The sequence below is a fragment of the Enterobacter sp. 5-4 genome, from assembly GCF_000612205.1.
Lineage (GTDB): Bacteria > Pseudomonadota > Gammaproteobacteria > Enterobacterales > Enterobacteriaceae > Enterobacter > Enterobacter roggenkampii.
On the sequence record NZ_JFHW01000025.1, the window covers coordinates 152,437 to 178,213 of the forward strand.

Below are 25,777 nucleotides of genomic sequence, written 5' to 3' on the forward strand. Positions count from 1 at the left end.
CCTCTGTTAGTGTTCTAATGCCGCCCGTAAGAAACCGTTATGCGCATCGAGTTTGGCTCTTGCGGCCGCCGCATCCAGCCCGCTTAAGATCATCAAAATGGCCGGTTTAACATCGTGATCGGTCTGTTTGAGTACCGCTTCCGCCTCTTCGCGGCCTGCGCCCGTCGCCTCCATCACCATGCGGCAGGCTCTGTCAACCAGCTTGACGTTGGTGGCCTGCATATCCACCATCAGGTTCTGATACACCTTGCCGAACTTCACCATCGCGCCGGTGGAGATCATATTGAGCACCAGCTTTTGCGCGGTCCCAGATTTCAAGCGCGTGGAGCCGGTGAGCGCTTCCGGCCCGACAACTGGCGAGATAGCAATTGTGGCCACCTGCGCAATCGGTGAGCCAGGGTTGCAGGAGATGGCGACCGTCGTGCAGCCGGTCTGGTTGGCGTATTCCAGCCCGCCAATCACGTACGGCGTGCGCCCGGATGCCGCCAGCCCGACCACCAGATCCTTCGCGGTCAGATTAAGATCCTTCAGGCCATCCTCGCCCAGCTGTTTGTTGTCTTCCGCCCCTTCAACGGCTTTCAGCAGCGCACCGGGGCCACCGGCGATCAGCCCAACTACCAGACCATGCGGGACCCCAAAGGTTGGCGGACATTCTGACGCGTCCAGGACCCCTAAACGCCCGCTGGTCCCCGCCCCCATGTAAATAATGCGTCCACCGGCCTTGAGGGCTTCCGCAGCCGCATCGACCGCTTTCGCCACCTCTGGTAATGTCTCTTTCACTGCCTGCGCGACCAGCGTATCCTGTTGATTAAAGCGGTTAACCAGCTCCAGGGTGGAGAGCGCATCCAGATCCATGGTTTGCGGGTTACGTGTTTCAGAAACAAGTGAGCCAAGATTCATTTTTGTACCTCAAGAATTTTTAATTCATAATAATCACACTATAATGGAATATAAAATTCATTCAGGCGAGCAAAATCCGTATTTGCGCAGATAATCACATTTTCGCCAGGAGACCGTATGAACTGTTTAATTCGCATTCGCCAGCGCTACGCAGGCTTTGCCCAAAGCGACAAGAAGCTGGCGGATTTTCTGCTTTCTCAACCCGACCACGCGCGCCATCTCAGCTCGCAGCAGCTGGCGAGTGAAGCCGGGGTGAGCCAGTCCAGCGTGGTGAAATTTGCGCAGAAGATTGGCTTTAAGGGATTCCCTGCCCTCAAGCTGGCGATCAGTGAAGCGCTGGTCAGTAACCCTAACCCGCAGTCCATGCCGGTGCATAATCAGATCCGCGGAGACGATCCGATGCGGCTGGTCGGCGAAAAGCTGATCAAAGAGAACGTGGCGGCCATGCATGCGACGCTCGATGTGAATACGGAAGAGAAGCTGCTGGAGAGCGTGGCGATGCTGCGCGGCGCGCGGCGGATCGTTCTGACCGGCATCGGCGCGTCCGGACTTGTGGCGCGTAACTTTGGCTGGAAGCTGACAAAAATTGGCCTTAACGCCATCGTCGAGCAGGATATGCACGCCCTGCTGGCGACCGTACAGGCGATGGATCCTGACGATCTGCTGCTGGCGATCTCCTATTCCGGCGAGCGCCGCGAGATCAACATGGCCACCGACGAAGTCCTGCGCGTCGGCGGTAAAATTCTGGCGATCACCGGTTTTACGCCGAATGCCCTACAGCAGCGGGCCACGCGCTGTTTATATACCATTGCCGAGGAACAGGCCACGCGCAGCGCGGCTATCTCGTCCACCAGCGCACAAATGATGCTGACGGACCTGCTGTTTATGGCACTGGTGCAGCAGGATCTGGAGCGTGCGCCCGAGCGCATTCGCCACAGCGAAGAACTGGTAAAGAAACTGGTTTGACGCGTATAATGCCCGCCCAGTTTGTGTTGTTTCTGAGAATTTCCTGATGGCGCTGTTAATTACCAAAAAATGCATTAATTGCGATATGTGCGAGCCCGAATGCCCGAACCAGGCCATTTCGATGGGCGACAGCATTTATGAGATTAACAGCGACCGCTGCACCGAATGCATCGGCCACTATGAGACGCCGACCTGTCAGAAAGTGTGCCCGATCCCCAATACCATCCTGAAGGATCCGGCACACGTCGAGAGCGAAGAGCAGCTGTGGGATAAGTTTGTCCTGATGCACCACGCGGACAAACTTTAACTTTCGATGATCACCGTTGCGCTGGCATAGTGACGCTCATCCGCGATCGTCACGTGGACGTGATTCACGCCGAGCTTCTCTGCCAGCTTTTGCGCCTCGCCCCATAAACGCAGGCTTGGCTTACCCAGCTCATCGTTAAACACTTCAAACTGGTTGAACGCCAGACCATTACGAATGCCGGTCCCGAAGGCTTTGGCGGCCGCCTCTTTTACCGCAAAACGCTTCGCCAGAAAACGCACCGGCTGCTGATGCGCTTCCCAGATGGCCCATTCGTTATCGCTCAGCACGCGCCTTGCGAGGCGATCGCCGCTGCGGGCGATCACCGCTTCAATACGGGCTATTTCCACGATATCTGTGCCTAAGCCCAGAATGGCCATTACTGACGCGCTTCCAGCATCAGGCGTTTCATCTCGGCGACCGCCTCTTTCAGGCCGCTCATCACCGCGCGGCCAACGATCGCGTGACCGATGTTCAGCTCGTGCATTTCCGGGATGGCGGCAATGGCCTTCACGTTATGGTAGGTCAGGCCGTGACCGGCATTGACCTTCAGACCCAGGCTCGCCGCGTAGGTGGCCGCTTTAGCAATACGCTCCAGCTCTTTCGCCTGCTCGGCATCGTTTTTGGCATCGGCATAGCAGCCGGTGTGAATTTCGATATACGGCGCGCCCACGTCGGCTGCCGCTTTAATCTGAGTGAAGTCGGCGTCAATAAACAGCGAAACCAGGATACCGGCATCAGCCAGGCGCTTGCAGGCATCGCGCATTTTGTCGAGCTGGCCGGCCACGTCCAGACCGCCTTCGGTCGTGACTTCCTGGCGTTTTTCCGGCACCAGGCAGCAGAAGTGCGGCTGGGTCTCACAGGCAATCGCCAGCATCTCTTCGGTGACCGCCATCTCCAGATTCATACGGGTGTCCAGCGTCTGACGCAGAATGCGAACGTCGCGGTCGGTGATGTGGCGACGGTCTTCACGCAGGTGAACGGTAATGCCGTCGGCGCCAGCCTGTTCAGCGATAAACGCCGCCTGAACCGGATCGGGATACGCCGTGCCGCGCGCATTACGCAGCGTGGCGATGTGATCGATGTTGACGCCTAACAGTAATTCAGCCATGACAATCCTCGGTTTTCTTTTCGATTCTGTGGTCTAACGTTTCGGCACAAACTGCCTGAATAATTCGCGGCTCTTTAAGGGCTTGCCGCCAAGATACGGCTTGAGGGCAATCCGGGTAAAGCGTTTTGCTGCGCGCAGGGTATCCTGATCGGGAAACTCGCGCTCATAAAGCGCCCTGAGCTGACGCCCGGTAAAGGTGCTGTTGTCGATCACGACGCTGGCAATGAAGCCTTTTTCTTCACGGTAGCGGTAGGTCATGGTGTCTTCCACTTCGTCACCGCTGCCCGCACAGTGCAGAAAATCGACCCCGTACCCAAGATGGCCCAGCAGCGCCAGCTCAAAACGCCGCAGCGCAGGCTCGGGCGTACCGGTTGCGCCAGCCAGCGCCTGGATACAGTGGAGATAATCAAAGAAAAGTTCAGAGAAGCGGGTCTCATGTTCAAGAACGCGTGAGATGAGTTCATTGACATACAGACCGCTGTAGAGCGTGATGCCGGAGAGAGGAAGCGCCAGGGAGACGGCTTCGGCGCTGCGCAGGGTTTTAACTTCCCCTCGTCCACCAAAACGGACCAGCAACGGCGTGAAAGGCTGTAAGGCACCTTTCAGGTTAGAACGTTTGGAACGTGCGCCTTTTGCAACAAGGCGCACGCGGCCCGACTCTTCCGTGAAGACGTCCAGCATCAGGCTGGTTTCGCTCCAGGGACGACTATGCAGGATAAAGGCGCGCTGCCATCCATCCATATGCTCGTCGTCTTGTGTTACTGGTCTTCGCCGTAACCGAGGCTGCGCAGAGCACGCTCATCATCGGCCCAGCCAGATTTCACTTTCACCCACAGTTCAAGGTGAACCGGCGCTTCGAACATCTCCTGCATGTCCTTTCGGGCTTCGATGCCGATGGTTTTGATCTTGGCGCCTTTATTGCCGATCACCATCTTCTTCTGCCCTTCACGCTCAACGAGGATCAGGCCGTTGATGTCGTAGCCGCCGCGCTCGTTGCTCTGGAAACGCTCGATCTCCACCGTCACAGAGTACGGCAGTTCAGCGCCCAGGAAACGCATCAGCTTTTCACGGATAATTTCAGACGCCATAAAGCGCTGAGAGCGATCGGTGATGTACTCTTCCGGGAAGTGATGAATCGCTTCCGGCAGATGTTTGCGCACGATGCCCGCGATGGTATCCACGTTCAGACCCGTCTCCGCAGACAGCGGAACGATATCGAGGAAGTTCATCTGGCTACCGAGCCACTGCAGATGCGGCAGCAGATCGGCCTTTTCCTGCACGTTGTCCACTTTGTTGACGGCGAGGATGACCGGCGTTTTGCCGTCGCGCAGCTTGTTCAGCACCATCTCGTCGTCCGGCGTCCAGCGGGTGCCTTCCACAACGAAAATCACCAGCTCCACGTCGCCAATCGAGCTGCTCGCCGCCTTGTTCATCAGACGGTTGATGGCACGCTTCTCTTCCATGTGCAGGCCCGGGGTATCGACGTAGATCGCCTGATACGCGCCTTCAGTATGGATACCGACGATGCGGTGACGCGTGGTCTGTGCCTTACGCGAGGTGATAGAAATCTTCTGCCCAAGCAGATTATTCAACAGGGTGGATTTGCCGACGTTCGGACGTCCGACGATGGCAATAAATCCGCAATAGGTCTTTTCTTCGCTCATTCCAGCTCCAGCATTTTTAACGCCTGTTCGGCGGCAGCCTGTTCAGCCTTACGACGGCTTGAACCTGTGCCCACCACCGGTTCACTCAGGCCACTGACCTGGCAATGGATGGTAAATTCCTGATCGTGCGCTTCGCCACGAACCTGCACCACCAGATAAGATGGCAGCGGCAGATGACGGCCCTGCAAATATTCCTGCAGACGCGTTTTGGGATCTTTTTGTTTATCGCCCGGGCTGATTTCGTCCAGACGGGTCTGATACCAGTTCAGGATCAGCTTTTCGACGGTCTGGATATCGCTGTCCAGGAACACACCACCAATTAATGCTTCGACCGTATCGGCAAGAATAGATTCACGACGGAAGCCGCCGCTTTTCAGCTCACCCGGCCCAAGACGCAGACATTCGCCCAGCTCAAATTCGCGCGCGATTTCCGCAAGGGTATTACCCCGAACCAGCGTGGCACGCATGCGGCTCATATCACCTTCATCCACGCGCGGGAAACGATGATAAAGCGCATTCGCAATCACGAAACTTAAAATAGAGTCGCCTAAAAACTCGAGACGCTCATTATGTTTGCTGCTGGCACTGCGGTGGGTTAATGCCTGTTGCAACAACTCCTGATGATGAAAAGTGTAGCCCAGCTTCCGTTGAAGCCGATTAATTACGATGGGGTTCATGCGATACCAATAAATGAATGCGTCAAAAATGCAGCACACGAAACCGACCTGAGAAAACCAACGCGGTTTCGTGTGCCGTGGCACCCTTGCAGGGCCAACCTTAAACTTCGGGGGAATATTCTATACACAACGACAGGGGATGTCGTTAGTTCGAAGAGATTTATCGGTGAAATAATTCGTGTAGCCGCGTTAATTCGCGGCTACACGTTCATTTAGTGAGAATTAATGGATTCCGCCAATACGATTCAGGCGTACGCCGGTCGGCCATTCGCCTTCCTGCTTCTCAAAACTCATCCAGATTGCGGTCGCTTTACCCACCAGATTCGCTTCCGGCACAAAGCCCCAGTAACGGCTGTCCGCAGAATTATCGCGGTTGTCACCCATCATGAAGTAATGGCCCGGCGGTACAATCCAGCTTGCCAGCTGCTGGCCCGGCTGACGATAGTACATACCCACTTGATCCTGCGCGATTGGCACGGTGAGGATCCGGTGCGTCACGTCACCCAGCGTCTCTTTGCGCTCAACCAGACGAATACCGTTATCTTTGGTTTCGCCTTTCGGTACCTGGAAGAATCCGCTGCTCGCTTCGCCGCCGTTGTGACGGGCAAAGGTCTGCACAAAATCACTTGGCTCAACGTTCGAGTAAGTGATTGGCAGCGCGTTTTCACATGCGGTACCGGAGCTGCAGCCTGGCTGAACGGTGACTTCTTTCGCAACCGGATCGTAAGTCACTTTGTCACCCGGCAGACCTACCGCGCGCTTGATGTAGTCCAGGCGCGGATCTTCCGGATATTTGAACACCACGATGTCGCCACGTTTCGGATGACCGGTCTCGATCAGCGTTTTCTGGTAGATCGGATCTTTAATGCCGTAGGCAAACTTCTCTACCAGAATAAAATCACCAATCAGCAGCGTTGGCATCATTGAACCTGATGGGATCTGGAACGGTTCGTAAATAAACGAACGTACCACCAGCACAATCGCCAGCACCGGAAACACCGAGGCGCCCGTTTCCAGCCAGCCCGGTTTCGGACCGACTTTCTTCAGGGTTTTCGCGTCAATACCATCGCCAGTGGCTACCTGTGCGGCAGCCTGACGTTCACGACGTTTTGGGGCGAAGATAAACTTATCCAGACACCACAGCAGACCTGTCACCAGGGTAGCAATGACCAGGATCAGGGCAAACATGTTCGCCATGCCAACTCCTTAGGGTTATTTGCCGTCTTTACCAACATGAAGGATGGCAAGGAATGCTTCCTGCGGCAGCTCGACGTTACCGACCTGCTTCATACGCTTCTTACCTTCTTTCTGCTTCTGGAGCAGCTTTTTCTTACGGCTGACGTCACCGCCATAGCACTTCGCCAGAACGTTTTTACGCAGCTGTTTCACGGTGGAACGCGCGATAATGTGGTTGCCGATGGCAGCCTGAATCGCGATATCGAACTGCTGACGCGGGATCAGATCTTTCATCTTCTCAACCAGCTCGCGACCACGGTATGGCGCATTGTCGTTGTGGGTGATCAGCGCCAGCGCATCCACACGCTCGCCGTTGATCAGCACGTCCACACGCACCATGTTGGAGGCCTGGAAGCGTTTGAAGTTGTAATCCAGTGACGCATAGCCACGGGAGGTGGACTTCAGACGGTCGAAGAAGTCGAGTACCACTTCCGCCATCGGGATTTCGTAGGTCAGCGCGACCTGGTTACCGTGGTAAACCATGTTGGTCTGCACGCCGCGCTTCTCAATACACAGCGTAATGACGTTACCGAGGAATTCCTGCGGCAGCAGCATGTGACATTCGGCAATAGGCTCACGCAGCTCGTGAATATTGTTCAGCGGCGGCAGCTTGGACGGGCTGTCGACGTAGATCACTTCTTTCGAGGTGGTTTCAACTTCATACACTACCGTCGGCGCGGTGGTGATCAGGTCCAGATCGTATTCACGCTCCAGACGTTCCTGAATGATCTCCATGTGCAGCAGGCCGAGGAAGCCGCAGCGGAAGCCGAAGCCCAGCGCCGTTGAGCTTTCTGGCTCGTAGAACAGGGAGGCATCGTTCAGGCTCAGCTTGCCAAGCGCATCACGGAAGTTTTCATAGTCGTCAGAGCTAACCGGGAACAGGCCCGCGTAAACCTGCGGCTTCACCTTTTTAAAGCCCGGCAGCGCTTTTTCTGCCGGATTACGCGCACCGGTCAGGGTATCGCCCACCGGTGCACCGAGGATGTCTTTGATGGCGCATACCAGCCAGCCTACCTCGCCGCATGTCAGCTCGGTACGGTCAACCTGTTTTGGCGTGAAGATACCCAGACGGTCGGCGTTGTAGACCTGTCCGGTACTCATAACCTTGATTTTGTCGCCTTTGCGCATGGTGCCGTTTTTAATACGCACCAGGGAGACAACGCCCAGATAGTTATCAAACCAGGAGTCAATAATCAGCGCCTGCAGCGGGGCATCCGGATCGCCTTCCGGGGCCGGAATATCACGTACCAGACGTTCCAGCACGTCGGTCACGCCGACGCCGGTTTTCGCAGAGCAGCGCACGGCATCGGTCGCGTCAATGCCGACAATATCTTCAATCTCTTCCGCGACGCGCTCAGGATCGGCGGCTGGCAGGTCAATCTTGTTCAGAACCGGCACAACTTCGAGATCCATTTCCATCGCGGTGTAGCAGTTTGCCAGGGTCTGGGCTTCTACGCCCTGCCCGGCATCGACTACCAGCAGCGCGCCTTCACAGGCCGCGAGCGAGCGTGAAACCTCATAGGAGAAGTCAACGTGGCCTGGGGTGTCGATAAAGTTCAGCTGATAGGTTTCGCCATCAGCCGCCTTGTAATCCAGCGTGACGCTCTGCGCCTTGATGGTGATACCGCGTTCGCGTTCCAGGTCCATGGAGTCCAGAACCTGGGCTTCCATTTCACGATCAGACAGGCCACCGCAAATCTGGATAATACGGTCAGACAGCGTCGACTTACCGTGGTCAATGTGAGCAATGATCGAAAAGTTACGTATGTTCTTCATATAGTTAAATAATTATGCCTTACGAATTCCTGGAGGCCGCTGTTCTTAGCCTGACGTTTTTCAGTGCGAAAACGCAGCATTCTACACTACATCTCCGCTACCTGGAAATGGACTTAGCGCCAGGTATAGCGTGAAGAAAGGACGTTTTCTGTTTTAAGACGTAAAAATGACAAAGCCCGATGAATCACCGGGCCTCAGAAGAGAGCGTCTCAACGCGAAGCTGGTCTGGCGCCAGCCCAACGCTGAGAATGACAGGCTGCCACTCCTCGCGCGCGGCAAGCGTCGGGGAGAGGCCTTTGGCAAGCCAGAATCCCCCCAGCCCCCCTAATGCGGCACCGCACATGGCGGCACCGTCGGTGCCAAACAGCATCTGGAAAACGCCGCCCATGATAAACAGCCCGAGCAGCGGAGAGAGATAGACCAGCATGGCGGAGCTGAGCAGACTGCCTTCCGCGATGCCGAGTTCAACTTTCTGCCCGGCCATCAGCGGCTGTTCGCTCGGCACAGAAATCGTGTGTGAGGTTTGCGGCCCGAGCTTATTCAGCACGCGGCTGCCGCAACCGGCTCGGGATGCGCAGCTATTGCATGAGGCTTTTACATCGCAGCTCACCAGCGCAATGCCGTTTTGCCACGAGACTACCGTCGCCCATTCTTTGATCATTGTGCGGCCCTGAATTTAATGCTGTCGGAGATGCGCTTCGCCGTTTGCGGAGGAAGTTCCCCCACAATGGTGATCTCTGCATTATCGCGTACCGTTGTGCTCACCGTACGGCGCCCGGTACGCAGAATTTGTTCAGTGCTGTTTGCCGTTGCGCGATTGATATTCACCGAGAAGCTGAACAAACCATCGGAATAGAGGCGTGATTCCACCGGCGTTTCAATCGTTGGCAGCTGGCGACGGCTGCTGGACACTTCGCTAAATCCTTGCGGGATCCAGGCAGGTACCCAGTTGAAATTAACGGAATCGCCTGCCGGAACGGAAAGCAGCGGCGGCAGGCTGGCCTTAGCCAGATTCTGCATGCTGTTGCCAACCTGGTTATTCACGCTAAAGGAGATAACGCGGAACTGTTCCAGCGTTTCACCGTCACGGTCAAGCAGGTCTACACGCATGGGGAGTTTGGTTTCCGCGTCAATCCAGACAATATAGCTGTAGCGCGTTCCATCCCGGGCGACAACGCGGATCACCTCACACAGTCTGTCCGCAATACGCGTACGCCCTACCGAAATAAAATCGTAGTAAGGGGCAAGCCGTTTGAAGTCGGTGTAAATGAGTGACGGCAGGGAATCAACGATATAGTCACCATTCAGCGTGAAAGGCTCCAGGCCGGGTTCGAAATAGCTGATTTCGTTACCACGCTGGACAACTTCCCGACGCGGGCCATCCATCTGTAAAAGCTGGGCGAGCGGCTGATTATCAAGACGGGCATGGCGATAGCGTAACGACTCGACGCCCTGCTTATTGATGCTGATAAATGCCAACTCGTAATTGAGTGACTGGCTGGCCAGATTCATTTGCTGCAACAACGCCCCGGATGATACATCAGCCGAGGCGTTGGCAGAGAAGAACAGGCTACCCGCCATCAGAGACATGGCGAACCAAAGTTGCTTCATTACTGCGATTGCGTTCCTAAAGTTTGGTTTCCGGGCACCTGCACAGCAGCTTGCTGTGTCTGCGCCTGCTCAAACTGAAGCTGTTCAGAGTGCAGACGACGCTGCAACTCGTAATCCTGCAACATCGCATTAATGCGACGGCGCTGCTCCTGAACCTGCTGTTGCTGGCCGCCGCTGGCGGAAGCATCAGCCGGTACGCCCAGGCTTACCGGGCTGGCTTTGCCCATCATCGGCAGTGTGTTAAACACTGGCGCTTCTGGCTGCTGATTAGTTTCAGACTGAGTATTATAGTGCTGGACGCCAACGATAACTGCAAGCGATACGCATGCAGCCACACCCATTTGGGTAAGCTGGCTGGCCCACGGACGCACCTTTTGCCAGAATGGCATTTTCTGCCACTGGTGAGGTGCGGGTTGAGCTTCAGGAATCAGCGGAGTGGTCTGATGAACAGGCTCATTCTCAATCGCCGCCATGACGCGGGCTGAGATATCGAAATGGAGAACCTCGCCGGTGTCACCGCGAAGGGTGTCACGGATGAGATGGTAACTCTCCCAGGTCTCTTGCATTTCGGGAGAATGAGACAGCTCGTTGAGCAGCTCACTATCCACCGTTTCACCATCCATTAAAGCGGAAAGTTTTTCTTTCTGCATGCCTAATACCTTTTCCAGTATCCCGCTATCGTCAACGCCTGATAAGCGGTTGAACTTTATTATCAATAGCTTCTCGCGCACGGAAAATTCGTGAACGTACCGTGCCGACCGGACAATCCATGATAGCGGCTATCTCTTCATAGCTCAGACCATCCAGCTCCCGTAACGTAATTGCCATGCGTAAATCTTCCGGGAGCGACTCGATCGTGCGAAAAACGATTTGTCTCAGTTCTTCTGACAACATTAAGTTCTCAGGGTTCGAAATTTCTTTCAATGCGCCGCCACTTTCGAAGTTTTCGGCGTCGATTGCGTCCACATCACTAGAAGGCGGACGACGGCCCTGAGCGACCAGATAATTCTTTGCCGTATTGACCGCAATACGGTACAGCCAGGTATAAAAAGCACTATCTCCCCGGAACGAATCCAGCGCGCGATAGGCCTTAATAAAAGACTCTTGCACCACATCAGGCACATCGCCTGACGGTACATAGCGGGAAACCAGGCTCGCCACCTTATGCTGGTAGCGCACCACCAGTAAGTTAAAGGCTTTCTGATCTCCCTTCTGGACCCGTTCAACCAGGACCTGGTCCGTTAACTGCTCGCTCATCCGAGGTAATGTCTCCCCAAACCTAAATTCCACGCGTTATCGAAACGCCACTCTAAAAATACCGCACTTTGAGCAAGCACCGAATTAGAGTGTCTGATCTTCAATAAGTTCCGTAACGCCTTTGTTTTTGTTCATCGCGCCGCAGACTGTTCATTTTCTCTCATTATAAGTCTGTTCACGATACGCACCACTTTCTGACAAGAAACATCTTTTTCCCGCCAGAAGAGTAACGCAACCCAGTCTTTATTTCATCACAAAATCTGACGCTAACGATCTGCTTCGCAAAATAATTTCACTCATTTACCCTCCGTTTACCTCCGCTTACGCGTTTAGCCATTGCAACACCCGTTAAAAAAAACGTGCGATAAATCGCATTCAGGTGCTATTCTGAGCCAACACTGTTTAGTAAATTAAACAACAATCATGAACACAACACCTGAACTCCATTGTGATGTACTGATCATCGGCAGCGGCGCTGCCGGTCTCTCTCTGGCGCTACGCCTGGCGGAGCATCAAAACGTTATCGTTCTGAGTAAAGGGCCGATAAGCGAGGGTTCCACGTTTTATGCCCAGGGCGGGATTGCCGCCGTGTTTGATGAGACAGACAGCATTGCCTCCCACGTCGACGATACGCTGATTGCCGGGGCCGGGATCGTGGATGCGCACGCCGCAGAGTTTGTCGCCAGCAATGCCCGCCATTGCGTGCAGTGGCTCATCGATCAGGGCGTCTTATTCGATACGCAGGTTCAACCCAACGGTGAAGAGAGCTACCACCTGACGCGCGAAGGCGGTCATAGCCACCGCCGCATCCTGCACGCAGCGGATGCCACCGGAAAAGAAGTGGAGACCACGCTGGTCGGCAAGGCGCTGAGCCATCCTAATATTCGGGTGCTTGAACGAAGCAATGCCGTTGATCTGATTATCTCCGACAAGATTGGCCTGCCGGGCACGCGTCGAGTGGTGGGTGCCTGGGTGTGGAACCGCAATAAAGAGAAGGTGGAAACCTGCCAGGCGAAGGCTGTGGTGCTGGCTACGGGCGGCGCCTCTAAAGTGTATCAGTATACCACGAACCCGGACATTGCCTCCGGAGACGGTATCGCGATGGCCTGGCGCGCCGGCTGCCGGGTGGCGAACCTTGAGTTCAATCAGTTTCATCCAACCGCCCTGTTCCATCCTCAGGCGCGCAACTTCCTGCTGACGGAAGCCCTGCGCGGCGAAGGCGCCTATCTGAAACGCCCTGACGGCACCCGCTTTATGCCGGACTTTGACGCCCGGGGCGAACTGGCCCCGCGCGATATCGTTGCCCGCGCCATCGACCATGAAATGAAGCGTCTTGGCGTGGACTGCATGTATCTTGATATCAGCCACAAGCCAGCAGAGTTTATTCGCCAGCACTTCCCGATGATTTACGAAAAACTGCTCAACCTTGGCATCGATTTAACCCGCGATCCGGTACCCATTGTGCCAGCCGCCCACTACACCTGCGGTGGGGTGATGGTTGACGATCATGGGCGTACCGATGTGGATGGTCTTTATGCTATTGGTGAGGTCAGCTATACCGGACTTCACGGCGCGAACCGTATGGCCTCTAACTCGCTGCTGGAGTGCCTGGTCTACGGCTGGTCTGCCGCAGAAGACATCACGAAACGCATGCCCTACGCCCGCGAAACAGAGCGCCTGCCTGCCTGGGATGAAAGCCGTGTGGAAAATCCGGACGAACTGGTCGTGATCCAGCATAACTGGCATGAGCTACGGTTGTTCATGTGGGATTACGTCGGGATTGTGCGCACCACGAAACGTCTTGAACGCGCGTTGCGCCGCATCACTATGCTGCAGCAGGAAATTGATGAGTATTATGCCAATTTTCGCGTATCGAATAATCTGCTGGAGCTGCGCAACCTGGTGCAAGTTGCCGAGCTAATCGTTCGCTGCGCGATGATGCGTAAAGAGAGCCGGGGGTTGCACTATACCCTGGACTACCCGGATCAGCTTGCTGAATCCGGCCCGTCGATCCTCGCCCCGCAGGTTTACATAAACAGATAAAACGCCTGGGTCAGGGCAGTGTAATCTTCGGAATAACGCTGGTCTGGCCCACGGATCACCATTCGATCGTTAAAGCATTCACCCTCTTTCGGCGAGAGCGCCAGCAGCACGCGGTGCGGCAGTCGGCCTTCCGTATCCGAAATATCGGTACGCAGACGCAACGTCCAACCGATCTCCTGCGCGATACCGATGAACGTGTTGCCCGTACTCTCAGGCAGGACCACGCAGAAAAAACCCTCTTCGGAGATAAGCTCGGCCGCGCTGGTGAGCAGCGCTTTATGATCGAGGGAACGGGTATAACGCGCCTGTTCGCGCTCGGGTGTCCCGCACTCAACGCCGGGCTCGTAGTAGGGAGGGTTGCTGACGATTAAATCGTAACGCGCGGTTTGTTCAGGCGCCCAGGCGAGCACATCCGCACATTCCACTTTCATGCGGGCTGCCCAGGGCGATTCGGCCACATTTTCACTCGCCTGCTCTGCCGCCTGCGCGTCCAGTTCGACGGCATCAATGGTGACATGCTCTTCCGTGCGCTGCGCCAGCATCAATGCCACCAGCCCGCAGCCGGTACCGATATCAAGAATACGCTTAACCCCTGCGACAGGCGCCCACGCGCCCAGTAAAATACCGTCTGTACCGACCTTCATGGCACAGCGATCGTGAGCGACAAAAAATTGTTTAAACGTAAAACCATCGCGGCGCAGTTGCGCTTTGAGTTGAGACATGTCGGGGCAACCTTCTAAGTGAAACTGGAGTAGCATAGGGGAAAGCGAAGTGGCCGAAAAGCGATATCCATACAAACAGATGAAGATTACAGCCGTAACGTCTATAATCAGCGCCCCACACAGAGGTAGAACATGACTGTAACGACTTTTTCCGAACTTGAACTCGATGAAAGCCTGCTCAATGCACTTGAGAGCAAAGGCTTCACACGCCCGACCGCCATTCAGGCAGCGGCCATTCCGCCTGCGCTTGAGGGCCGCGATGTGCTCGGTTCTGCGCCAACCGGTACGGGGAAGACTGCAGCCTATTTGTTGCCTGTGTTGCAGCATCTGCTCGACTTCCCGCGCAAAAAATCTGGCCCGCCGCGTATTTTAATCCTGACGCCGACGCGCGAACTGGCCATGCAGGTGGCCGATCACGCGCGTGAACTCGCGGCAAATACCCATCTGGATATCGCTACCATCACTGGCGGCGTTGCGTACATGAACCACGCCGAAGTGTTCAGCGAAAACCAGGACATCGTCGTTGCGACGACGGGCCGCCTGCTGCAGTACATTAAAGAAGAGAACTTCGACTGCCGCGCGGTTGAAACGCTGATCCTCGACGAAGCCGACCGCATGCTGGACATGGGCTTCGCACAGGATATCGAGCACATTGCAGGGGAAACGCGCTGGCGTAACCAGACGATGCTGTTCTCTGCCACCCTCGAAGGGGAAGCGATCAAAGACTTCGCAGAGCGTCTGCTGGAAGATCCGGTGGAAGTCTCGGCGACGCCGTCCACCCGAGAGCGTAAGAAGATCCACCAGTGGTACTACCGCGCGGATAACCTTGAGCACAAGGTCGAATTGCTGAAACACCTGCTCAAACAGGAAGATGCTCTGCGCACAATCGTATTTGTGCGTAAGCGCGAGCGCGTGCACGAGCTGGCTGAGATGCTGCGTAACGCCGGGATCAACAATTGCTATCTTGAAGGCGAGATGGCGCAGATCAAGCGTACCGAAGGCATTAAGCGCCTGACCGACGGTCGCGTTAACGTGCTGGTTGCCACAGACGTGGCCGCTCGCGGGATCGACATTCCAGACGTCAGCCACGTCATTAACTTCGATATGCCGCGCAGCGGCGATACCTATCTGCACCGTATTGGCCGTACCGGCCGCGCGGGCCGCAAAGGTATTGCGATTTCACTGGTCGAAGCGCATGACTACCTGCTGCTGCAGAAAATTGGCCGCTATGTTGACGAGCCGCTGAAAGCGCGGGTTATTGATGGCTTGCGCCCAACCACACGTGCGCCGAGTGAAAAAATGACGGGTAAACCGTCCAAGAAAGCGCTCGCGAAACGTGCTGAGAGAAAAGAGAAAGAAAAAGAGAAACCGCGCGTGAAGCAGCGTCACCGCGATACCAAAAATATTGGTAAACGCCGTAAGCCAAGCTCTGCCGCATCAGAGACAAAAACGGAAGAGTAAAAAAAAGCCGGGGACAATCCCCGGCTTTTTTATTCACCCCCGTAGCTGAAGCCTTACAGGCTTTCAGTAAAGGTACGCGCGATAACGTCGCGCTGCTGTTCTGGGGTCAGAGAGTTGAAGCGTACCGCATAACCAGACACGCGAATGGTCAGCTGCGGGTATTTTTCTGGGTGCTCAACCGCGTCCATCAGCGTTTCGCGGCGCAGTACGTTTACGTTCAGGTGCTGACCACCTTCCACGCGCACTTCTGGCTTCACTTCCATTGGAATTTCACGGTACTCGATTTCGCCCAGTTTGCTCACCGGCACGATTTCATCTTCAGCAAAACCCGCTTTCGCGACGACACAGCGCGCTTCGTTTTTCTCGCTGTCCAGCAGCCAGAAAGAGTTGAGCAGATCGTCATTTGCAGCTTTAGTAATCTGGATACCTGTAATCATGTGTTGCCTCCCTTAGGCTACATTAACTGATGTCGGCCTCTCGCGGCCAATTGGTAAAACCATTGTTTCTTGTGTGTATATATATCATTCACACCCCGGCGATTTATTGATTTAAATCAACAAAAACACCAACCACATAAAGAGTGTGGTTTGAATTTATTGCTTAAGATCAATTTTATGACCTTACCAATTCAATTTATCCTGCACATTTTCAACATAAATTTAGCCACTTAGCGCACATTTCGGCGTGGAATTTTGCTCACCGGGCTTTAGCAGGTAAGCTAGTCAGAGATTGAGATTCGCAGGAGAGCGAGATGACGACACCTTTAACCTGGCATGACGTGCTGGCAGAAGAAAAGCAGCAGCCCTATTTTATCAATACGCTCAACACCGTTGCGGCTGAGCGTCAGTCCGGACAGACGATTTACCCACCGCAGAAAGATGTGTTCAACGCCTTTCGCTACACCGAACTGAGCGATGTGAAAGTGGTCATTCTGGGCCAGGATCCCTATCACGGTCCGGGCCAGGCGCATGGGCTGGCATTTTCCGTACGTCCGGGCGTGGCGATCCCCCCTTCTCTGCTCAATATGTATAAAGAGCTTGAAGGAACCGTGCCCGGGTTTACCCGACCAAACCACGGCTACCTGGAAAGCTGGGCGCGCCAGGGCGTGCTGTTATTGAACACGGTACTCACCGTGCGGGCCGGCCAGGCGCACTCGCATGCCAGCCTGGGCTGGGAGACGTTCACCGATAAAGTCATCAGCCTGATCAACGAACACCGTGAAGGGGTCGTGTTTTTACTCTGGGGATCGCATGCGCAGAAGAAAGGGGCGATTATTGACCGCCAGCGTCATTACGTGTTGAAAGCGCCGCACCCGTCACCGCTGTCTGCACATCGCGGTTTCTTTGGCAGTAATCATTTTGTTCTGGCGAACGAATGGCTGGAAAAACGTGGCGAAACGCCAATTGACTGGATGCCTGTGTTACCGGCTGAGAGCGAGTAGTATTTGAATGTGCCGGGTCAGGCCCGGCACATGAAGAGGCTTATGCCTTATTCTGACGCCACCATTCGGCCAGCAGTACGCCGGTTGCAACGGATACGTTCAGACTTTCCACATTGCCTGTCCCATCGATTGAGACGCTCAGATCCGCACTGGAGAGCGCCGCATCAGACAGACCATCGCGTTCCTGACCCAGCACCAGCACCATCTTACGTGGCAGCGTCGCTTTAAACAGCGGCGTACCGGCATGGCTCGAGGTGGTCACGATGGAATAGCCCGCTTTACGGAACTGCTCAAGGGCATCCAGAACGCTGTCGCCGGTGATCGGCTGTACGTGCTCGGCTCCGCCTTCCGCAGTACGGATCGCAGCGCCGGATTCCAGCAGCGCGGCATCCTGCAGCAGCACGCCTTTCACGCCAAAGTGCGCGCAGCTACGCATCATCGCACCCAGGTTATGCGGGTTGCCCACATCTTCCAGCGCCAGCACGCAGTCATCGGCATCCGCCTGGCTGACCCACTGCTGCACGGTGGTGCCGTTACGTTTTTTGATCAGGAAGCAGACGCCGCCGTGGTGTTCGGTACCGGATGCTTTGGTCAGCTCGGCATCATCAACCACGTGGTAGGCTTTGCGGTTTGCAGCCATCCAGCGCAGCGCTTCTTTAAAACGCGGGGTTACGCTCTGAATAAACCAGGCGCGGACGATACATTCAGGACGGCTCTGGAACAGTGCCTGGCAGGCGTTCTCGCCATACACGCGGGTCTCTTCCGCACGCTGACGGCGCAGCACTTCCGGGTCGATAAAGCTTTTACCGCTGATACCGCCGTGATCGGCCTTTTCTGGCGTTTCGTCGCCAGGTGCACGAGAAACGGTGCGCCACGGGGAGGCGTTATCACGTGAGAAGTCATCCCGCGGACGGTCATCGCGTTTGCGATCGTCACGCTTGCGGTCATCACGTTTGCGGTCATCACCGCGGTTGTTTCTGTCATCGCGGGCGGGGCGACGGCCACCGTCTGCACGAGAAGACGCCGGACGCCCGCCACCTTTTCCGGTACGCGGATTTTGGGTGCGTTTATCAGAGTCATCATCACTGCGGACATACATCACTTTGACCTTGCCGCTTTTGTTTTTCATTTCGTCGTTCATGCTTTTCTCCACCAGCGCTGCGCGAAGCGCGCAGATTACCCGATGTGCCAGCGCATAGCCATAATTTCGTACAAAAGCCTGTGACTATTGTTCTCATTGAATAAAACGCATTGTTGTTTCAAACAGGCTCATTGATAATATGTAACATATTAGAAACATTATCGGCGTCTTGCCGCTGTCCCACGGCTCTATCAGAGGTTAGTTATGAATACCGTATGTGCCAACTGTCAGTCTCTTAACCGCATTCCGGACGATCGGATTGAAGATGGTGCGAAATGCGGACGTTGTGGCCATGAATTGTTTGATGGCGATGTCATTAACGCGACGGGTGCTACGCTGGACAAACTCCTCAAGGACGATTTGCCTGTCGTAGTAGATTTCTGGGCGCCCTGGTGCGGCCCGTGCCGTAGCTTCGCGCCGATCTTCGAAGACGTGGCCGAAGAACGCAGCGGGAAAATACGTTTCGTTAAGGTCAATACTGAAGCTGAACCTGAACTGAGCGCCCGTTTTCGCATTCGCAGCATCCCGACGATTATGATTTTCAAAAAGGGTGAAGTGGTCGACATGCTCAACGGTGCGGTGCCTAAAGCACCTTTTGACAGCTGGTTAAACGAGTCGCTGTAACATTCACGGGGCACATCTTGTGCCCCGTTCCCACCTCTGCGAAAATAGGGTTTTTCCTGCATTTCGCCCATGACTGATAACGCTGTTCTTCAATTACGCGCCGAACGCCTTGCGCGCGCCACCCGTCCGTTCCTCGCCCGGGGTAACCGTATTCGCCGCTGTCAGCGCTGCCTGCTGCCGCTGAAGGTTTGCCTGTGCGAGACGCTGGCTCCGAGTACGGCCCAGAGCCGCTTTTGTCTGGTCATGTTTGATACCGAGCCGATGAAGCCCAGCAATACCGGTCGCCTGATTGCCGATATTCTGCCGGATACCGCGGCGTTTCAGTGGTCCCGCACGGCTCCCCCTCAGGCCCTGCTCGACCTGGTGGCAAGCCCGGACTATCAGCCGATGGTCGTTTTCCCCGCGTCATATGCAGGTGTCGATCGCCAGGTGCTTTCGACGCCGCCATCCGGTAAACCGCCGTTGTTCATTATGCTGGACGGCACCTGGACCGAAGCGCGAAAAATGTTTCGCAAAAGCCCGTATCTCGACGCACTGCCGGTGATTTCTGTCGATCTTTCCCGCGTCTCCGCCTACCGTCTGCGTGAAGCGCATGCTGACGGGCAATACTGCACCGCCGAAGTGGCCATTGCGCTTCTGGATCTGGCGGGTGATACCGCTGCGGCTGGCGCCCTGGGCAACCATTTCTCCTGTTTCCGGGAACGCTATCTGGCAGGAAAAACCGTTCATAAGGGCAGCGTCACAGCAGCCGAGACGGAAAGCGTTTAAAATCATCAGGTCGCTTGCATTCACAGGAGGCCTGCATGAGCCAGCGAGGGTTAGAAGCGCTACTTCGTCCTAAATCCATTGCCGTCATCGGCGCATCAATGAAACCGGATCGTGCTGGCTATCTGATGATGCGCAATCTGCTGGCCGGGGGATTTAATGGCCCCGTCATGCCCGTCACGCCGGCGTATAAGGCAGTTCAGGGAGTGCTTGCATGGCCTGATGTACAGAGCCTGCCTTTCGTACCTGATCTGGCCGTACTGTGTACAAACGCGAAACGGAATCCGGAGCTGCTGGAATCGCTCGGCAAGAAAGGCTGTAAAACCTGCATTATTCTCTCGTCTCCGCCTGAACAGAAAGCCGAGCTTCTGGCCTGCGCCAGCCGCTATCAAATGCGCATTCTGGGGCCAAACAGTCTCGGCCTGCTCGCCCCCTGGCAGGGCTTAAATGCCAGCTTCTCTCCGGTTCCGATCCGCAAAGGCAAGCTCGCGTTTATCTCGCAGTCGGCTGCGGTATCGAACACCATCCTCGACTGGGCGCAGCAGCGTGAAATGGGATTCTCCTACTTCATTGCTCTCGGCGACAGTCTGGATATCGACGTTGATGAGCTGCTGGATTTTCTGGCGCGCGACGGTAAAACCAGTGCGATTCTGCTTTATCTTGAGCACCTCAGCGACGCGCGTCGTTTTGTCTCGGCTTCGCGAAGCGCGTCGCGCAATAAGCCGATCCTGGTAATCAAAAGCGGGCGCAGCCCTGCGGCTCAGCGTCTGCTGCAGTCGCATTCCGGCATGGATCCCGCCTGGGACGCCGCTATTCAGCGCGCGGGTTTGCTGCGGGTACAGGATACGCACGAGCTTTTTTCCGCCGTTGAAACGTTAAGCCATATGCGCCCGTTGCGCGGCGAGAAGTTAATGATTGTCAGTAACGGCGCCGCCCCTGCTGCACTCGCCCTTGATGAGCTGTGGCGGCGCTTCGGCAAGCTGGCCACGCTGAGTGAAGAGACGCTGCAGCGCCTGAAAGATGCGCTTCCGACCAGCGTGACGCCCGGCAATCCGCTTGATTTACGCGATGACGCCAGTAGCGACCGCTATATCAGGGCCATTTCCATTTTGCTGGATAGCCAGGATTTCGACGCGCTGATGATTATCCACTCCCCCAGCGCGGTCGCGCCGGGCAGCGAAAGCGCGCGCGCGCTCATTGATGCCGTGCGCAATCATCCGCGAGGCAAATATGTCACCCTGCTCACCAACTGGTGCGGTGAGTTTTCTTCGCAGGAGGCGCGACGCCTGTTCAGCGAAGCCGGACTGCCAACCTACCGCACGCCGGAAGGCACCATAACCGCGTTTATGCATATGGTGGAATATCGCCGCAACCAGAAACAGCTCCGCGAGACGCCGGCGTTGCCCGAGAATTTGACGGCCAATACCGTTGACGTTCACCGGCTGTTGCAGCAGGCGATTGAAGAAGGCGCGACGTCGCTGGATACGCATGAGGTCCAGCCCATTCTGGGCAGCTACGGGATGCAGACCCTGCCGACCTGGATCGCCAGCGACAGCGCTGAGGCCGTACATATTGCCGAGCAGATTGGCTATCCGGTTGCCCTGAAGCTGCGTTCGCCGGATATTCCGCATAAGTCTGACGTTCAGGGGGTGATGCTCTACCTGCGGACGGCGGCAGAGGTGCAGCAGGCAGCCGATGCCATCTTCGATCGGGTCAAAATGGCCTGGCCGCAGGCAAGGATCCACGGCTTGCTGGTGCAAAGCATGGCTAACCGCGCAGGCGCTCAGGAGTTACGCGTGGTGGTCGAACACGATCCCGTCTTCGGCCCGCTCATCATGCTGGGTGAAGGCGGCGTGGAGTGGCGCCCGGAGGAGCAGGCCGTGGTGGCGTTACCGCCGCTGAACATGAACCTGGCGCGTTATCTGATCATCCAGGCGATTAAAAGCAAAAAGATCCGCGGCCGGAGCGCGCTGCGTCCGCTTGATATTGCCGGGCTAAGTCAGTTCCTGGTACAGGTCTCTAACCTGATTGTGGATTGTGCCGAGATCCAGCGGCTGGACATTCATCCGCTGCTCGCCTCCGGCAATGAGTTTACGGCGCTGGACGTGACCCTGGATATCGCGCCATTCGAAGGAGACAGCGAGAGCCGTCTGGCGATCCGCCCGTATCCCCTGCAGCTGGAGGAGTGGGTTGAGATGAAAAATGGGGAACGCGCCTTGTTCCGCCCTATTCTGCCGGAAGATGAGCCCCAGCTGCGGGCCTTTATCTCTCAGGTCACGAAAGAGGATCTTTATTATCGCTATTTTAGCGAAATCAACGAATTTACCCACGATGATTTAGCCAATATGACCCAGATCGACTACGATCGAGAAATGGCGTTTGTTGCCGTTCGTCGCGCCGATGAGGGTGATGAGATCCTCGGCGTCACGCGTGCCATTTCTGACCCGGATAACGTCGATGCGGAGTTTGCCGTGCTGGTGCGCTCCGATCTTAAAGGTCTGGGCCTGGGAAGACGACTGCTGGAAAAACTCATCAGTTATACGCGAGATCACGGATTGTTACGCCTTAATGGCATTACTATGCCTAACAATCGCGGTATGGTGACCCTGGCGCGAAAACTTGGGTTTGGCGTTGATATTCAGCTGGACGAAGGTATTGTTGCCTTATCCCTCAGTCTGACATCAGCAGACAAACGCGAGTAAGCTACTGGAAATGTTACCCACTTTGGACGGGACTGGTGGTATCATTGTCCGCTTATGTTGTTTGCATAGTACAGACAACCCTTCAATGAACAGAGAAGAAACGCACTGTGATGTTGTCAAAATTTAAGCGTAATAAACATCAACAACACCTTGCTCAACTACCGAAGATTTCTCAGTCAGTTGATGATGTAGAGTTCTTTTACGCTCCCGCTCATTTTCGGGAGACGCTTCTGGAAAAGATAGCCAGCGCCACGCGACGCATTTGCATTGTGGCACTGTATCTTGAACAGGATGAAGGCGGGCGCGCGATCCTGAACGCGCTCTATGAAGCCAAACGTCAGCGTCCGGAACTGGATGTTCGCGTGCTGGTAGACTGGCATCGCGCCCAGCGTGGCCGTATTGGCGCTGCCGCATCAAACACCAATGCTGACTGGTATTGCCGCACGGCGCAGGAAAATCCTGGCGTTGACGTGCCTGTTTATGGCGTCCCGGTGAATACCCGTGAAGCGCTCGGCGTTCTTCATTTCAAGGGGTTCATCATTGATGACAGCGTGCTTTACAGCGGCGCCAGCCTCAATGATGTCTACCTTCATCAGCTCGATAAATATCGCTATGACCGCTACCATCTGATCCGTAATCCGCAGATGGCCGATATCATGTTCAACTGGGTTGATAAAAATCTGGTTCATGGCCGTGGCGTTAATCGTCTTGACGATCCCGAGCGTCCGAAAAGCCCGGAGATCAAAAACGATGTTCGCGCCTTCCGCCAGGAGCTGCGCGATGCGGTCTATCATTTCCAGGGCGATGCGAACAACGAAGAGTTATCCGTTACCCCGCTGGTAGGGCTCGGCAAATCAAGCCTGCTGAACAAAACGATTTTCCATCTGATGCCGTGCGCGGAGCAGAAACTGACTATCTGCACGCCGTATTTCAACCTTCCTGCCGTGCTGGTGCGTAATATCATTCAGCTGCTGCGCGAGGGTAAAAAAGTGGAAATCATCGTGGGTGATAAAACGGCAAATGACTTCTTCATTCCCGAAGATCAGCCGTTCAAAATCATTGGTGCGCTGCCTTATCTCTATGAGATTAACCTGCGTCGTTTCCTGAGCCGCTTACAGTATTACGTCAACACTGACCAGCTGGTTGTGCGTCTCTGGAAAGATGAAGACAATAGTTACCATCTCAAAGGCATGTGGGTCGACGATGAGTGGATGCTGCTGACAGGTAACAACCTGAACCCGCGCGCATGGCGACTGGATCTGGAAAACGCTATCCTGATTCATGACCCGCAGCATGAGTTAGCCGCCCAACGTGAGCGCGAGCTGGAGCTGATTCGCACCCATACAACCGTGGTGAATCACTACCGCGAACTGCAGAGTATTGCCGATTATCCGGTAAAAGTTCGCAAGCTTATTCGCCGCTTACGTCGTATCCGTATCGACCGACTTATCAGCCGTATTCTGTAATATCCAGGCCCTGTCACCCGCAGGGCTTTTTTATGGAGCCCGTTGATGCGTATTCCTCTGGTACTGAGTGTGCTCTTCCTGAGTGGCTGTAGCCATATGGCTAACGATAGCTGGTCCGGACAGGACAAAGCACAGCATTTCCTCGCTTCCGCGATGTTGTCCGCAGCCGGTAATGAATATGCCCAGCACCAGGGATACAGCCGGGATCGTAGCGCGGCGATCGGGTTAATGTTCTCAGTAGGTCTTGGGGCATCAAAAGAACTGTGGGATAGCCGCCCCGCAGGGAGCGGCTGGAGCTGGAAAGATTTCGCCTGGGATGTCGCCGGCGCAACGACCGGCTATGCCGTATGGCAGATGGCGCGCTATTAAAGTCGAATGCCTTTCCCTTTGCGATGCAGCATCAGGGAGACAACAAACGCCAGTGCCCCCATTCCCGTTACGTACCAGAAGAATGTCGTTTCGCTTCCCCACGATTTAAGCGACAGCGCGACGTACTCCGCCGATCCGCCAAACACCGCATTGGCTACCGCATAAGAGAGCCCTACCCCTAACGCACGGACCTGCGCCGGGAACATCTCGGCTTTCAATATCCCACTGATGGAGGTATAGAAACTGACAATCACCATCGCCACCATCACCAGCGCAAAGGCGGCATACGGTGAAGAGACATGCTGAAGCGCTGTCAGAATGGGAACGGTACATAATGCCGATAATCCGCCAAAAATGAGCATTGAGGTACGTCGGCCAATTTTGTCCGAGAGCGCACCGACGATCGGCTGTATGAGCATAAAGACAAACAGCGCCGCGGTCATGACCACACTGGCGACGTTTGCGTGCATGCCGGTGGTATTCACCAGGTACTTTTGCATATAGGTGGTGAAAGTATAAAAACTGAGAGAGCCGCCCGCAGTGAAGCCCAGCACCATCAGGAAAGCTTTGCGGTTACGCCATAACCCTTTGAATGTTCCCGCCTCCTTCAGCATCCGGACCTCTTTCTGAGAGGTTTCATCTAACTGACGGCGTAGCCAAAGTGCGACAATCGCCAGCACTGCCCCCATTGCGAAAGGAATTCGCCATCCCCAGGCATGTAGTTGTTCGTCCGTCAAAATCTGCTGCAGGATCACCACCACAAGAATGGCCAGCAGTTGACCGCCAATCAGCGTGACGTACTGGAATGAGGCGTAAAAACCTTTACGGCCTTCCAGGGCAATTTCGCTCATGTAGGTCGCACTGGTACCGTATTCACCGCCCACCGATAATCCCTGAAATAAGCGGGCCAGCAAAAGCAGCGCCGGTGCCCAGGTGCCAATCGATTCATATCCCGGTAAGCAGGCGATCACCAGCGAGCCAAAGCACATCATACACACCGAGATCAGCATCGAGGCCTTACGCCCGCGACGATCCGCAATACGGCCGAACAGCCAGCCCCCGATGGGTCGCATTAAAAATCCTGCGGCAAAAACCCCAGCCGTTTGTAGCAGCTGTGTAGTGGTGTTGCCGGATGGGAAGAAAATATGTGCGAAGTAGAGTGAACAGAATGAGTAGACGTAAAAGTCGAACCATTCAACCAGATTCCCTGAAGAGGCGCTGATGATTGCCCATACCCTTCTTCGGGTATCACTGTGAGCCAGCGTCCCGTGTGATGTCATGCTTTCTGTCATTGTGATTATGCTCCTGCCATAAACTGCGGCGTATTGAGCCAGAAGGCTCAATAACCTCGTAAATGAAATGTTATAATTTTGTTATAAATAACATTGCGACAGGGATCACACATTCCATTAGCAGGATAAGGGATTAAGAGAAAGGCCAGGATGGAGATAAAAGCAAAAAACCCCGCACCTTCCGGTACGGGGTTCTTCTAATTGATGCCTGGCAGTTCCCTACTCTCACATGGGGAGACCCCACACTAC

General features: G+C 55.3%; 27 protein-coding genes. 10 read left to right on the plus strand and 17 right to left on the minus strand.

All coding sequences use genetic code 11. The features are described 5' to 3' along the window. Nucleotides 1-6 precede the first annotated feature (6 nt). Nucleotides 7-900, minus strand: coding sequence for an N-acetylmuramic acid 6-phosphate etherase (gene murQ, locus AA74_RS0116625; RefSeq protein ID WP_025912836.1), 894 nt, complete (start codon nucleotides 898-900; stop codon nucleotides 7-9). A gap of 117 nt (nucleotides 901-1,017) precedes the next feature. On the opposite strand from murQ, the gene AA74_RS0116630 reads away from it, so the two are divergent. Together AA74_RS0116630 and AA74_RS0116635 are read left to right on the plus strand one after the other, a co-directional pair. Continuing rightward, entirely contained in the window at nucleotides 1,018-1,866 is an 849-nt protein-coding gene (locus tag AA74_RS0116630; RefSeq protein WP_023294330.1) for a MurR/RpiR family transcriptional regulator, read from the plus strand. 46 nt (nucleotides 1,867-1,912) lie between these two features. Beyond that, nucleotides 1,913-2,173, plus strand: coding sequence for a YfhL family 4Fe-4S dicluster ferredoxin (locus tag AA74_RS0116635; RefSeq protein ID WP_008502177.1), 261 nt, complete (start codon nucleotides 1,913-1,915; stop codon nucleotides 2,171-2,173). Here AA74_RS0116635 and acpS read toward each other — a convergent pair. The 12 genes from acpS to rseD all read right to left on the minus strand — a co-directional run bounded on the left by acpS (nucleotide 2,170) and on the right by rseD (nucleotide 11,582). Beyond that, entirely contained in the window at nucleotides 2,170-2,550 is a 381-nt protein-coding gene (gene acpS / locus AA74_RS0116640; protein WP_008502178.1) for a holo-ACP synthase, read from the minus strand. The two genes, AA74_RS0116635 and acpS, sit on opposite strands and share 4 nt — an antisense overlap. Then, nucleotides 2,550-3,281, minus strand: a complete 732-nt coding sequence (gene pdxJ / locus AA74_RS0116645; RefSeq protein ID WP_023325885.1) for a pyridoxine 5'-phosphate synthase — start codon at nucleotides 3,279-3,281, stop codon at nucleotides 2,550-2,552. Before pdxJ ends, acpS begins: the two co-directional genes overlap by 1 nt. Before the next feature lie 33 nt (nucleotides 3,282-3,314). After that, nucleotides 3,315-4,022 (minus strand): DNA repair protein RecO, encoded by a 708-nt coding sequence (gene recO, locus AA74_RS0116650; RefSeq protein WP_025912837.1) that lies wholly within the window; start codon nucleotides 4,020-4,022, stop codon nucleotides 3,315-3,317. Nucleotides 4,023-4,039: 17 nt separating this feature from the next. Beyond that, nucleotides 4,040-4,945 carry a GTPase Era gene (gene era, locus AA74_RS0116655; RefSeq protein WP_008502181.1) on the minus strand — a complete coding sequence of 302 codons (906 nt, stop codon included), beginning with the start codon at nucleotides 4,943-4,945 and terminating at the stop codon, nucleotides 4,040-4,042. Next, nucleotides 4,942-5,622: a ribonuclease III gene (rnc, locus tag AA74_RS0116660; protein WP_003860711.1), complete on the minus strand. Its 681-nt coding sequence runs from the start codon at nucleotides 5,620-5,622 to the stop codon at nucleotides 4,942-4,944. The genes era and rnc overlap by 4 nt, the downstream gene beginning before the upstream one ends. A 222-nt stretch (nucleotides 5,623-5,844) precedes the next feature. After that, a complete protein-coding gene (lepB, locus tag AA74_RS0116665; RefSeq protein WP_025912838.1) occupies nucleotides 5,845-6,819 on the minus strand; it encodes a signal peptidase I in 975 nt (324 codons plus the stop codon). A 15-nt stretch (nucleotides 6,820-6,834) separates the two neighbouring features. Further along, complete coding sequence (gene lepA / locus AA74_RS0116670; protein WP_008502183.1) at nucleotides 6,835-8,634, minus strand: translation elongation factor 4; 1,800 nt, start codon at nucleotides 8,632-8,634, stop codon at nucleotides 6,835-6,837. Between the two features lie 184 nt (nucleotides 8,635-8,818). Continuing rightward, a complete protein-coding gene (gene rseC, locus AA74_RS0116675) occupies nucleotides 8,819-9,295 on the minus strand; it encodes a SoxR-reducing system protein RseC (protein WP_008502184.1) in 477 nt (158 codons plus the stop codon). Beyond that, nucleotides 9,292-10,245: a sigma-E factor regulatory protein RseB gene (gene rseB, locus AA74_RS0116680; RefSeq protein WP_008502185.1), complete on the minus strand. Its 954-nt coding sequence runs from the start codon at nucleotides 10,243-10,245 to the stop codon at nucleotides 9,292-9,294. The genes rseC and rseB overlap by 4 nt, the downstream gene beginning before the upstream one ends. Then, nucleotides 10,245-10,895, minus strand: coding sequence for an anti-sigma-E factor RseA (rseA, locus tag AA74_RS0116685; RefSeq protein WP_008502186.1), 651 nt, complete (start codon nucleotides 10,893-10,895; stop codon nucleotides 10,245-10,247). The genes rseB and rseA overlap by 1 nt, the downstream gene beginning before the upstream one ends. Before the next feature lie 31 nt (nucleotides 10,896-10,926). Next, nucleotides 10,927-11,502, minus strand: coding sequence for an RNA polymerase sigma factor RpoE (gene rpoE / locus AA74_RS0116690; RefSeq protein WP_006176728.1), 576 nt, complete (start codon nucleotides 11,500-11,502; stop codon nucleotides 10,927-10,929). Beyond that, a complete protein-coding gene (gene rseD / locus AA74_RS1000000123815) occupies nucleotides 11,499-11,582 on the minus strand; it encodes a rpoE leader peptide RseD (RefSeq protein ID WP_223605340.1) in 84 nt (27 codons plus the stop codon). The genes rpoE and rseD overlap by 4 nt, the downstream gene beginning before the upstream one ends. A 343-nt stretch (nucleotides 11,583-11,925) precedes the next feature. Between rseD and nadB the strand changes: the two genes are divergently transcribed. Continuing rightward, nucleotides 11,926-13,545, plus strand: coding sequence for an L-aspartate oxidase (gene nadB / locus AA74_RS0116695; protein WP_025912839.1), 1,620 nt, complete (start codon nucleotides 11,926-11,928; stop codon nucleotides 13,543-13,545). On the opposite strand, the gene AA74_RS0116700 is transcribed toward nadB, so the two are convergent. Beyond that, nucleotides 13,530-14,267 carry a tRNA1(Val) (adenine(37)-N6)-methyltransferase gene (locus tag AA74_RS0116700; protein WP_025912840.1) on the minus strand — a complete coding sequence of 246 codons (738 nt, stop codon included), beginning with the start codon at nucleotides 14,265-14,267 and terminating at the stop codon, nucleotides 13,530-13,532. The genes nadB and AA74_RS0116700 overlap by 16 nt on opposite strands. A gap of 132 nt (nucleotides 14,268-14,399) precedes the next feature. On the opposite strand from AA74_RS0116700, the gene srmB reads away from it, so the two are divergent. After that, entirely contained in the window at nucleotides 14,400-15,728 is a 1,329-nt protein-coding gene (srmB, locus tag AA74_RS0116705) for an ATP-dependent RNA helicase SrmB (RefSeq protein WP_008502189.1), read from the plus strand. A 53-nt stretch (nucleotides 15,729-15,781) separates the two neighbouring features. Here the strand turns inward: srmB and grcA are convergent, their stop codons facing one another. Beyond that, on the minus strand, nucleotides 15,782-16,165 hold the full coding sequence (gene grcA, locus AA74_RS0116710) for an autonomous glycyl radical cofactor GrcA (RefSeq protein WP_008502190.1): 384 nt from the start codon (nucleotides 16,163-16,165) through the stop codon (nucleotides 15,782-15,784). A gap of 314 nt (nucleotides 16,166-16,479) precedes the next feature. Between grcA and ung the strand changes: the two genes are divergently transcribed. Then, nucleotides 16,480-17,169: a uracil-DNA glycosylase gene (ung, locus tag AA74_RS0116715; RefSeq protein WP_025912841.1), complete on the plus strand. Its 690-nt coding sequence runs from the start codon at nucleotides 16,480-16,482 to the stop codon at nucleotides 17,167-17,169. A 40-nt stretch (nucleotides 17,170-17,209) separates the two neighbouring features. Here ung and AA74_RS0116720 read toward each other — a convergent pair whose 3' ends face one another. Continuing rightward, complete coding sequence (locus AA74_RS0116720) at nucleotides 17,210-18,310, minus strand: tRNA/rRNA methyltransferase (protein ID WP_008502192.1); 1,101 nt, start codon at nucleotides 18,308-18,310, stop codon at nucleotides 17,210-17,212. 204 nt (nucleotides 18,311-18,514) lie between these two features. On the opposite strand from AA74_RS0116720, the gene trxC reads away from it, so the two are divergent. The 5 genes from trxC (at nucleotide 18,515) to AA74_RS0116745 (ending at nucleotide 24,236) form a co-directional block, all read left to right on the plus strand. Next, nucleotides 18,515-18,934 carry a thioredoxin TrxC gene (gene trxC / locus AA74_RS0116725; RefSeq protein ID WP_025912842.1) on the plus strand — a complete coding sequence of 140 codons (420 nt, stop codon included), beginning with the start codon at nucleotides 18,515-18,517 and terminating at the stop codon, nucleotides 18,932-18,934. 69 nt (nucleotides 18,935-19,003) lie between these two features. Continuing rightward, nucleotides 19,004-19,702: a tRNA-uridine aminocarboxypropyltransferase gene (gene tapT / locus AA74_RS0116730; protein WP_025912843.1), complete on the plus strand. Its 699-nt coding sequence runs from the start codon at nucleotides 19,004-19,006 to the stop codon at nucleotides 19,700-19,702. Between the two features lie 35 nt (nucleotides 19,703-19,737). After that, the gene (gene pat, locus AA74_RS0116735) at nucleotides 19,738-22,401 is read left to right on the plus strand and encodes a protein lysine acetyltransferase (RefSeq protein WP_025912844.1); all 2,664 of its coding nucleotides are present in this window, start codon (nucleotides 19,738-19,740) and stop codon (nucleotides 22,399-22,401) included. 110 nt (nucleotides 22,402-22,511) lie between these two features. Continuing rightward, complete coding sequence (gene pssA, locus AA74_RS0116740; protein ID WP_023294337.1) at nucleotides 22,512-23,867, plus strand: CDP-diacylglycerol--serine O-phosphatidyltransferase; 1,356 nt, start codon at nucleotides 22,512-22,514, stop codon at nucleotides 23,865-23,867. Between the two features lie 45 nt (nucleotides 23,868-23,912). Further along, nucleotides 23,913-24,236: a YfiM family lipoprotein gene (locus tag AA74_RS0116745; RefSeq protein ID WP_008502197.1), complete on the plus strand. Its 324-nt coding sequence runs from the start codon at nucleotides 23,913-23,915 to the stop codon at nucleotides 24,234-24,236. Here AA74_RS0116745 and AA74_RS0116750 read toward each other — a convergent pair. Further along, nucleotides 24,233-25,528, minus strand: a complete 1,296-nt coding sequence (locus AA74_RS0116750; RefSeq protein WP_008502198.1) for an MFS transporter — start codon at nucleotides 25,526-25,528, stop codon at nucleotides 24,233-24,235. The two genes, AA74_RS0116745 and AA74_RS0116750, sit on opposite strands and share 4 nt — an antisense overlap. Between the last annotated feature and the right edge of the window lie 249 nt (nucleotides 25,529-25,777).

Bases quoted from the DNA above. Each gene is read 5' to 3' on its own strand.
- AA74_RS0116635 (WP_008502177.1), top strand. From the start codon at position 1,913: ATGGCGCTGTTAATTACCAAAAAATGCATTAATTGCGATATGTGCGAG.
- ung (WP_025912841.1), top strand. From the start codon at position 16,480: ATGACGACACCTTTAACCTGGCATGACGTGCTGGCAGAAGAAAAGCAG.
- lepB (WP_025912838.1), bottom strand. From the start codon at position 6,819: ATGGCGAACATGTTTGCCCTGATCCTGGTCATTGCTACCCTGGTGACA.
- murQ (WP_025912836.1), bottom strand. From the start codon at position 900: ATGAATCTTGGCTCACTTGTTTCTGAAACACGTAACCCGCAAACCATG.
- rseA (WP_008502186.1), bottom strand. From the start codon at position 10,895: ATGCAGAAAGAAAAACTTTCCGCTTTAATGGATGGTGAAACGGTGGAT.
- acpS (WP_008502178.1), bottom strand. From the start codon at position 2,550: ATGGCCATTCTGGGCTTAGGCACAGATATCGTGGAAATAGCCCGTATT.
- rseC (WP_008502184.1), bottom strand. From the start codon at position 9,295: ATGATCAAAGAATGGGCGACGGTAGTCTCGTGGCAAAACGGCATTGCG.
- AA74_RS0116745 (WP_008502197.1), top strand. From the start codon at position 23,913: ATGCGTATTCCTCTGGTACTGAGTGTGCTCTTCCTGAGTGGCTGTAGC.
- rpoE (WP_006176728.1), bottom strand. From the start codon at position 11,502: ATGAGCGAGCAGTTAACGGACCAGGTCCTGGTTGAACGGGTCCAGAAG.
- era (WP_008502181.1), bottom strand. From the start codon at position 4,945: ATGAGCGAAGAAAAGACCTATTGCGGATTTATTGCCATCGTCGGACGT.
- recO (WP_025912837.1), bottom strand. From the start codon at position 4,022: ATGGATGGATGGCAGCGCGCCTTTATCCTGCATAGTCGTCCCTGGAGC.
- AA74_RS0116630 (WP_023294330.1), top strand. From the start codon at position 1,018: ATGAACTGTTTAATTCGCATTCGCCAGCGCTACGCAGGCTTTGCCCAA.
- pat (WP_025912844.1), top strand. From the start codon at position 19,738: ATGAGCCAGCGAGGGTTAGAAGCGCTACTTCGTCCTAAATCCATTGCC.
- rseB (WP_008502185.1), bottom strand. From the start codon at position 10,245: ATGAAGCAACTTTGGTTCGCCATGTCTCTGATGGCGGGTAGCCTGTTC.
- srmB (WP_008502189.1), top strand. From the start codon at position 14,400: ATGACTGTAACGACTTTTTCCGAACTTGAACTCGATGAAAGCCTGCTC.
- trxC (WP_025912842.1), top strand. From the start codon at position 18,515: ATGAATACCGTATGTGCCAACTGTCAGTCTCTTAACCGCATTCCGGAC.
- pdxJ (WP_023325885.1), bottom strand. From the start codon at position 3,281: ATGGCTGAATTACTGTTAGGCGTCAACATCGATCACATCGCCACGCTG.
- AA74_RS0116700 (WP_025912840.1), bottom strand. From the start codon at position 14,267: ATGTCTCAACTCAAAGCGCAACTGCGCCGCGATGGTTTTACGTTTAAA.
- nadB (WP_025912839.1), top strand. From the start codon at position 11,926: ATGAACACAACACCTGAACTCCATTGTGATGTACTGATCATCGGCAGC.
- pssA (WP_023294337.1), top strand. From the start codon at position 22,512: ATGTTGTCAAAATTTAAGCGTAATAAACATCAACAACACCTTGCTCAA.
- lepA (WP_008502183.1), bottom strand. From the start codon at position 8,634: ATGAAGAACATACGTAACTTTTCGATCATTGCTCACATTGACCACGGT.
- grcA (WP_008502190.1), bottom strand. From the start codon at position 16,165: ATGATTACAGGTATCCAGATTACTAAAGCTGCAAATGACGATCTGCTC.
- rnc (WP_003860711.1), bottom strand. From the start codon at position 5,622: ATGAACCCCATCGTAATTAATCGGCTTCAACGGAAGCTGGGCTACACT.
- AA74_RS0116750 (WP_008502198.1), bottom strand. From the start codon at position 25,528: ATGACAGAAAGCATGACATCACACGGGACGCTGGCTCACAGTGATACC.
- tapT (WP_025912843.1), top strand. From the start codon at position 19,004: ATGACTGATAACGCTGTTCTTCAATTACGCGCCGAACGCCTTGCGCGC.
- AA74_RS0116720 (WP_008502192.1), bottom strand. From the start codon at position 18,310: ATGAACGACGAAATGAAAAACAAAAGCGGCAAGGTCAAAGTGATGTAT.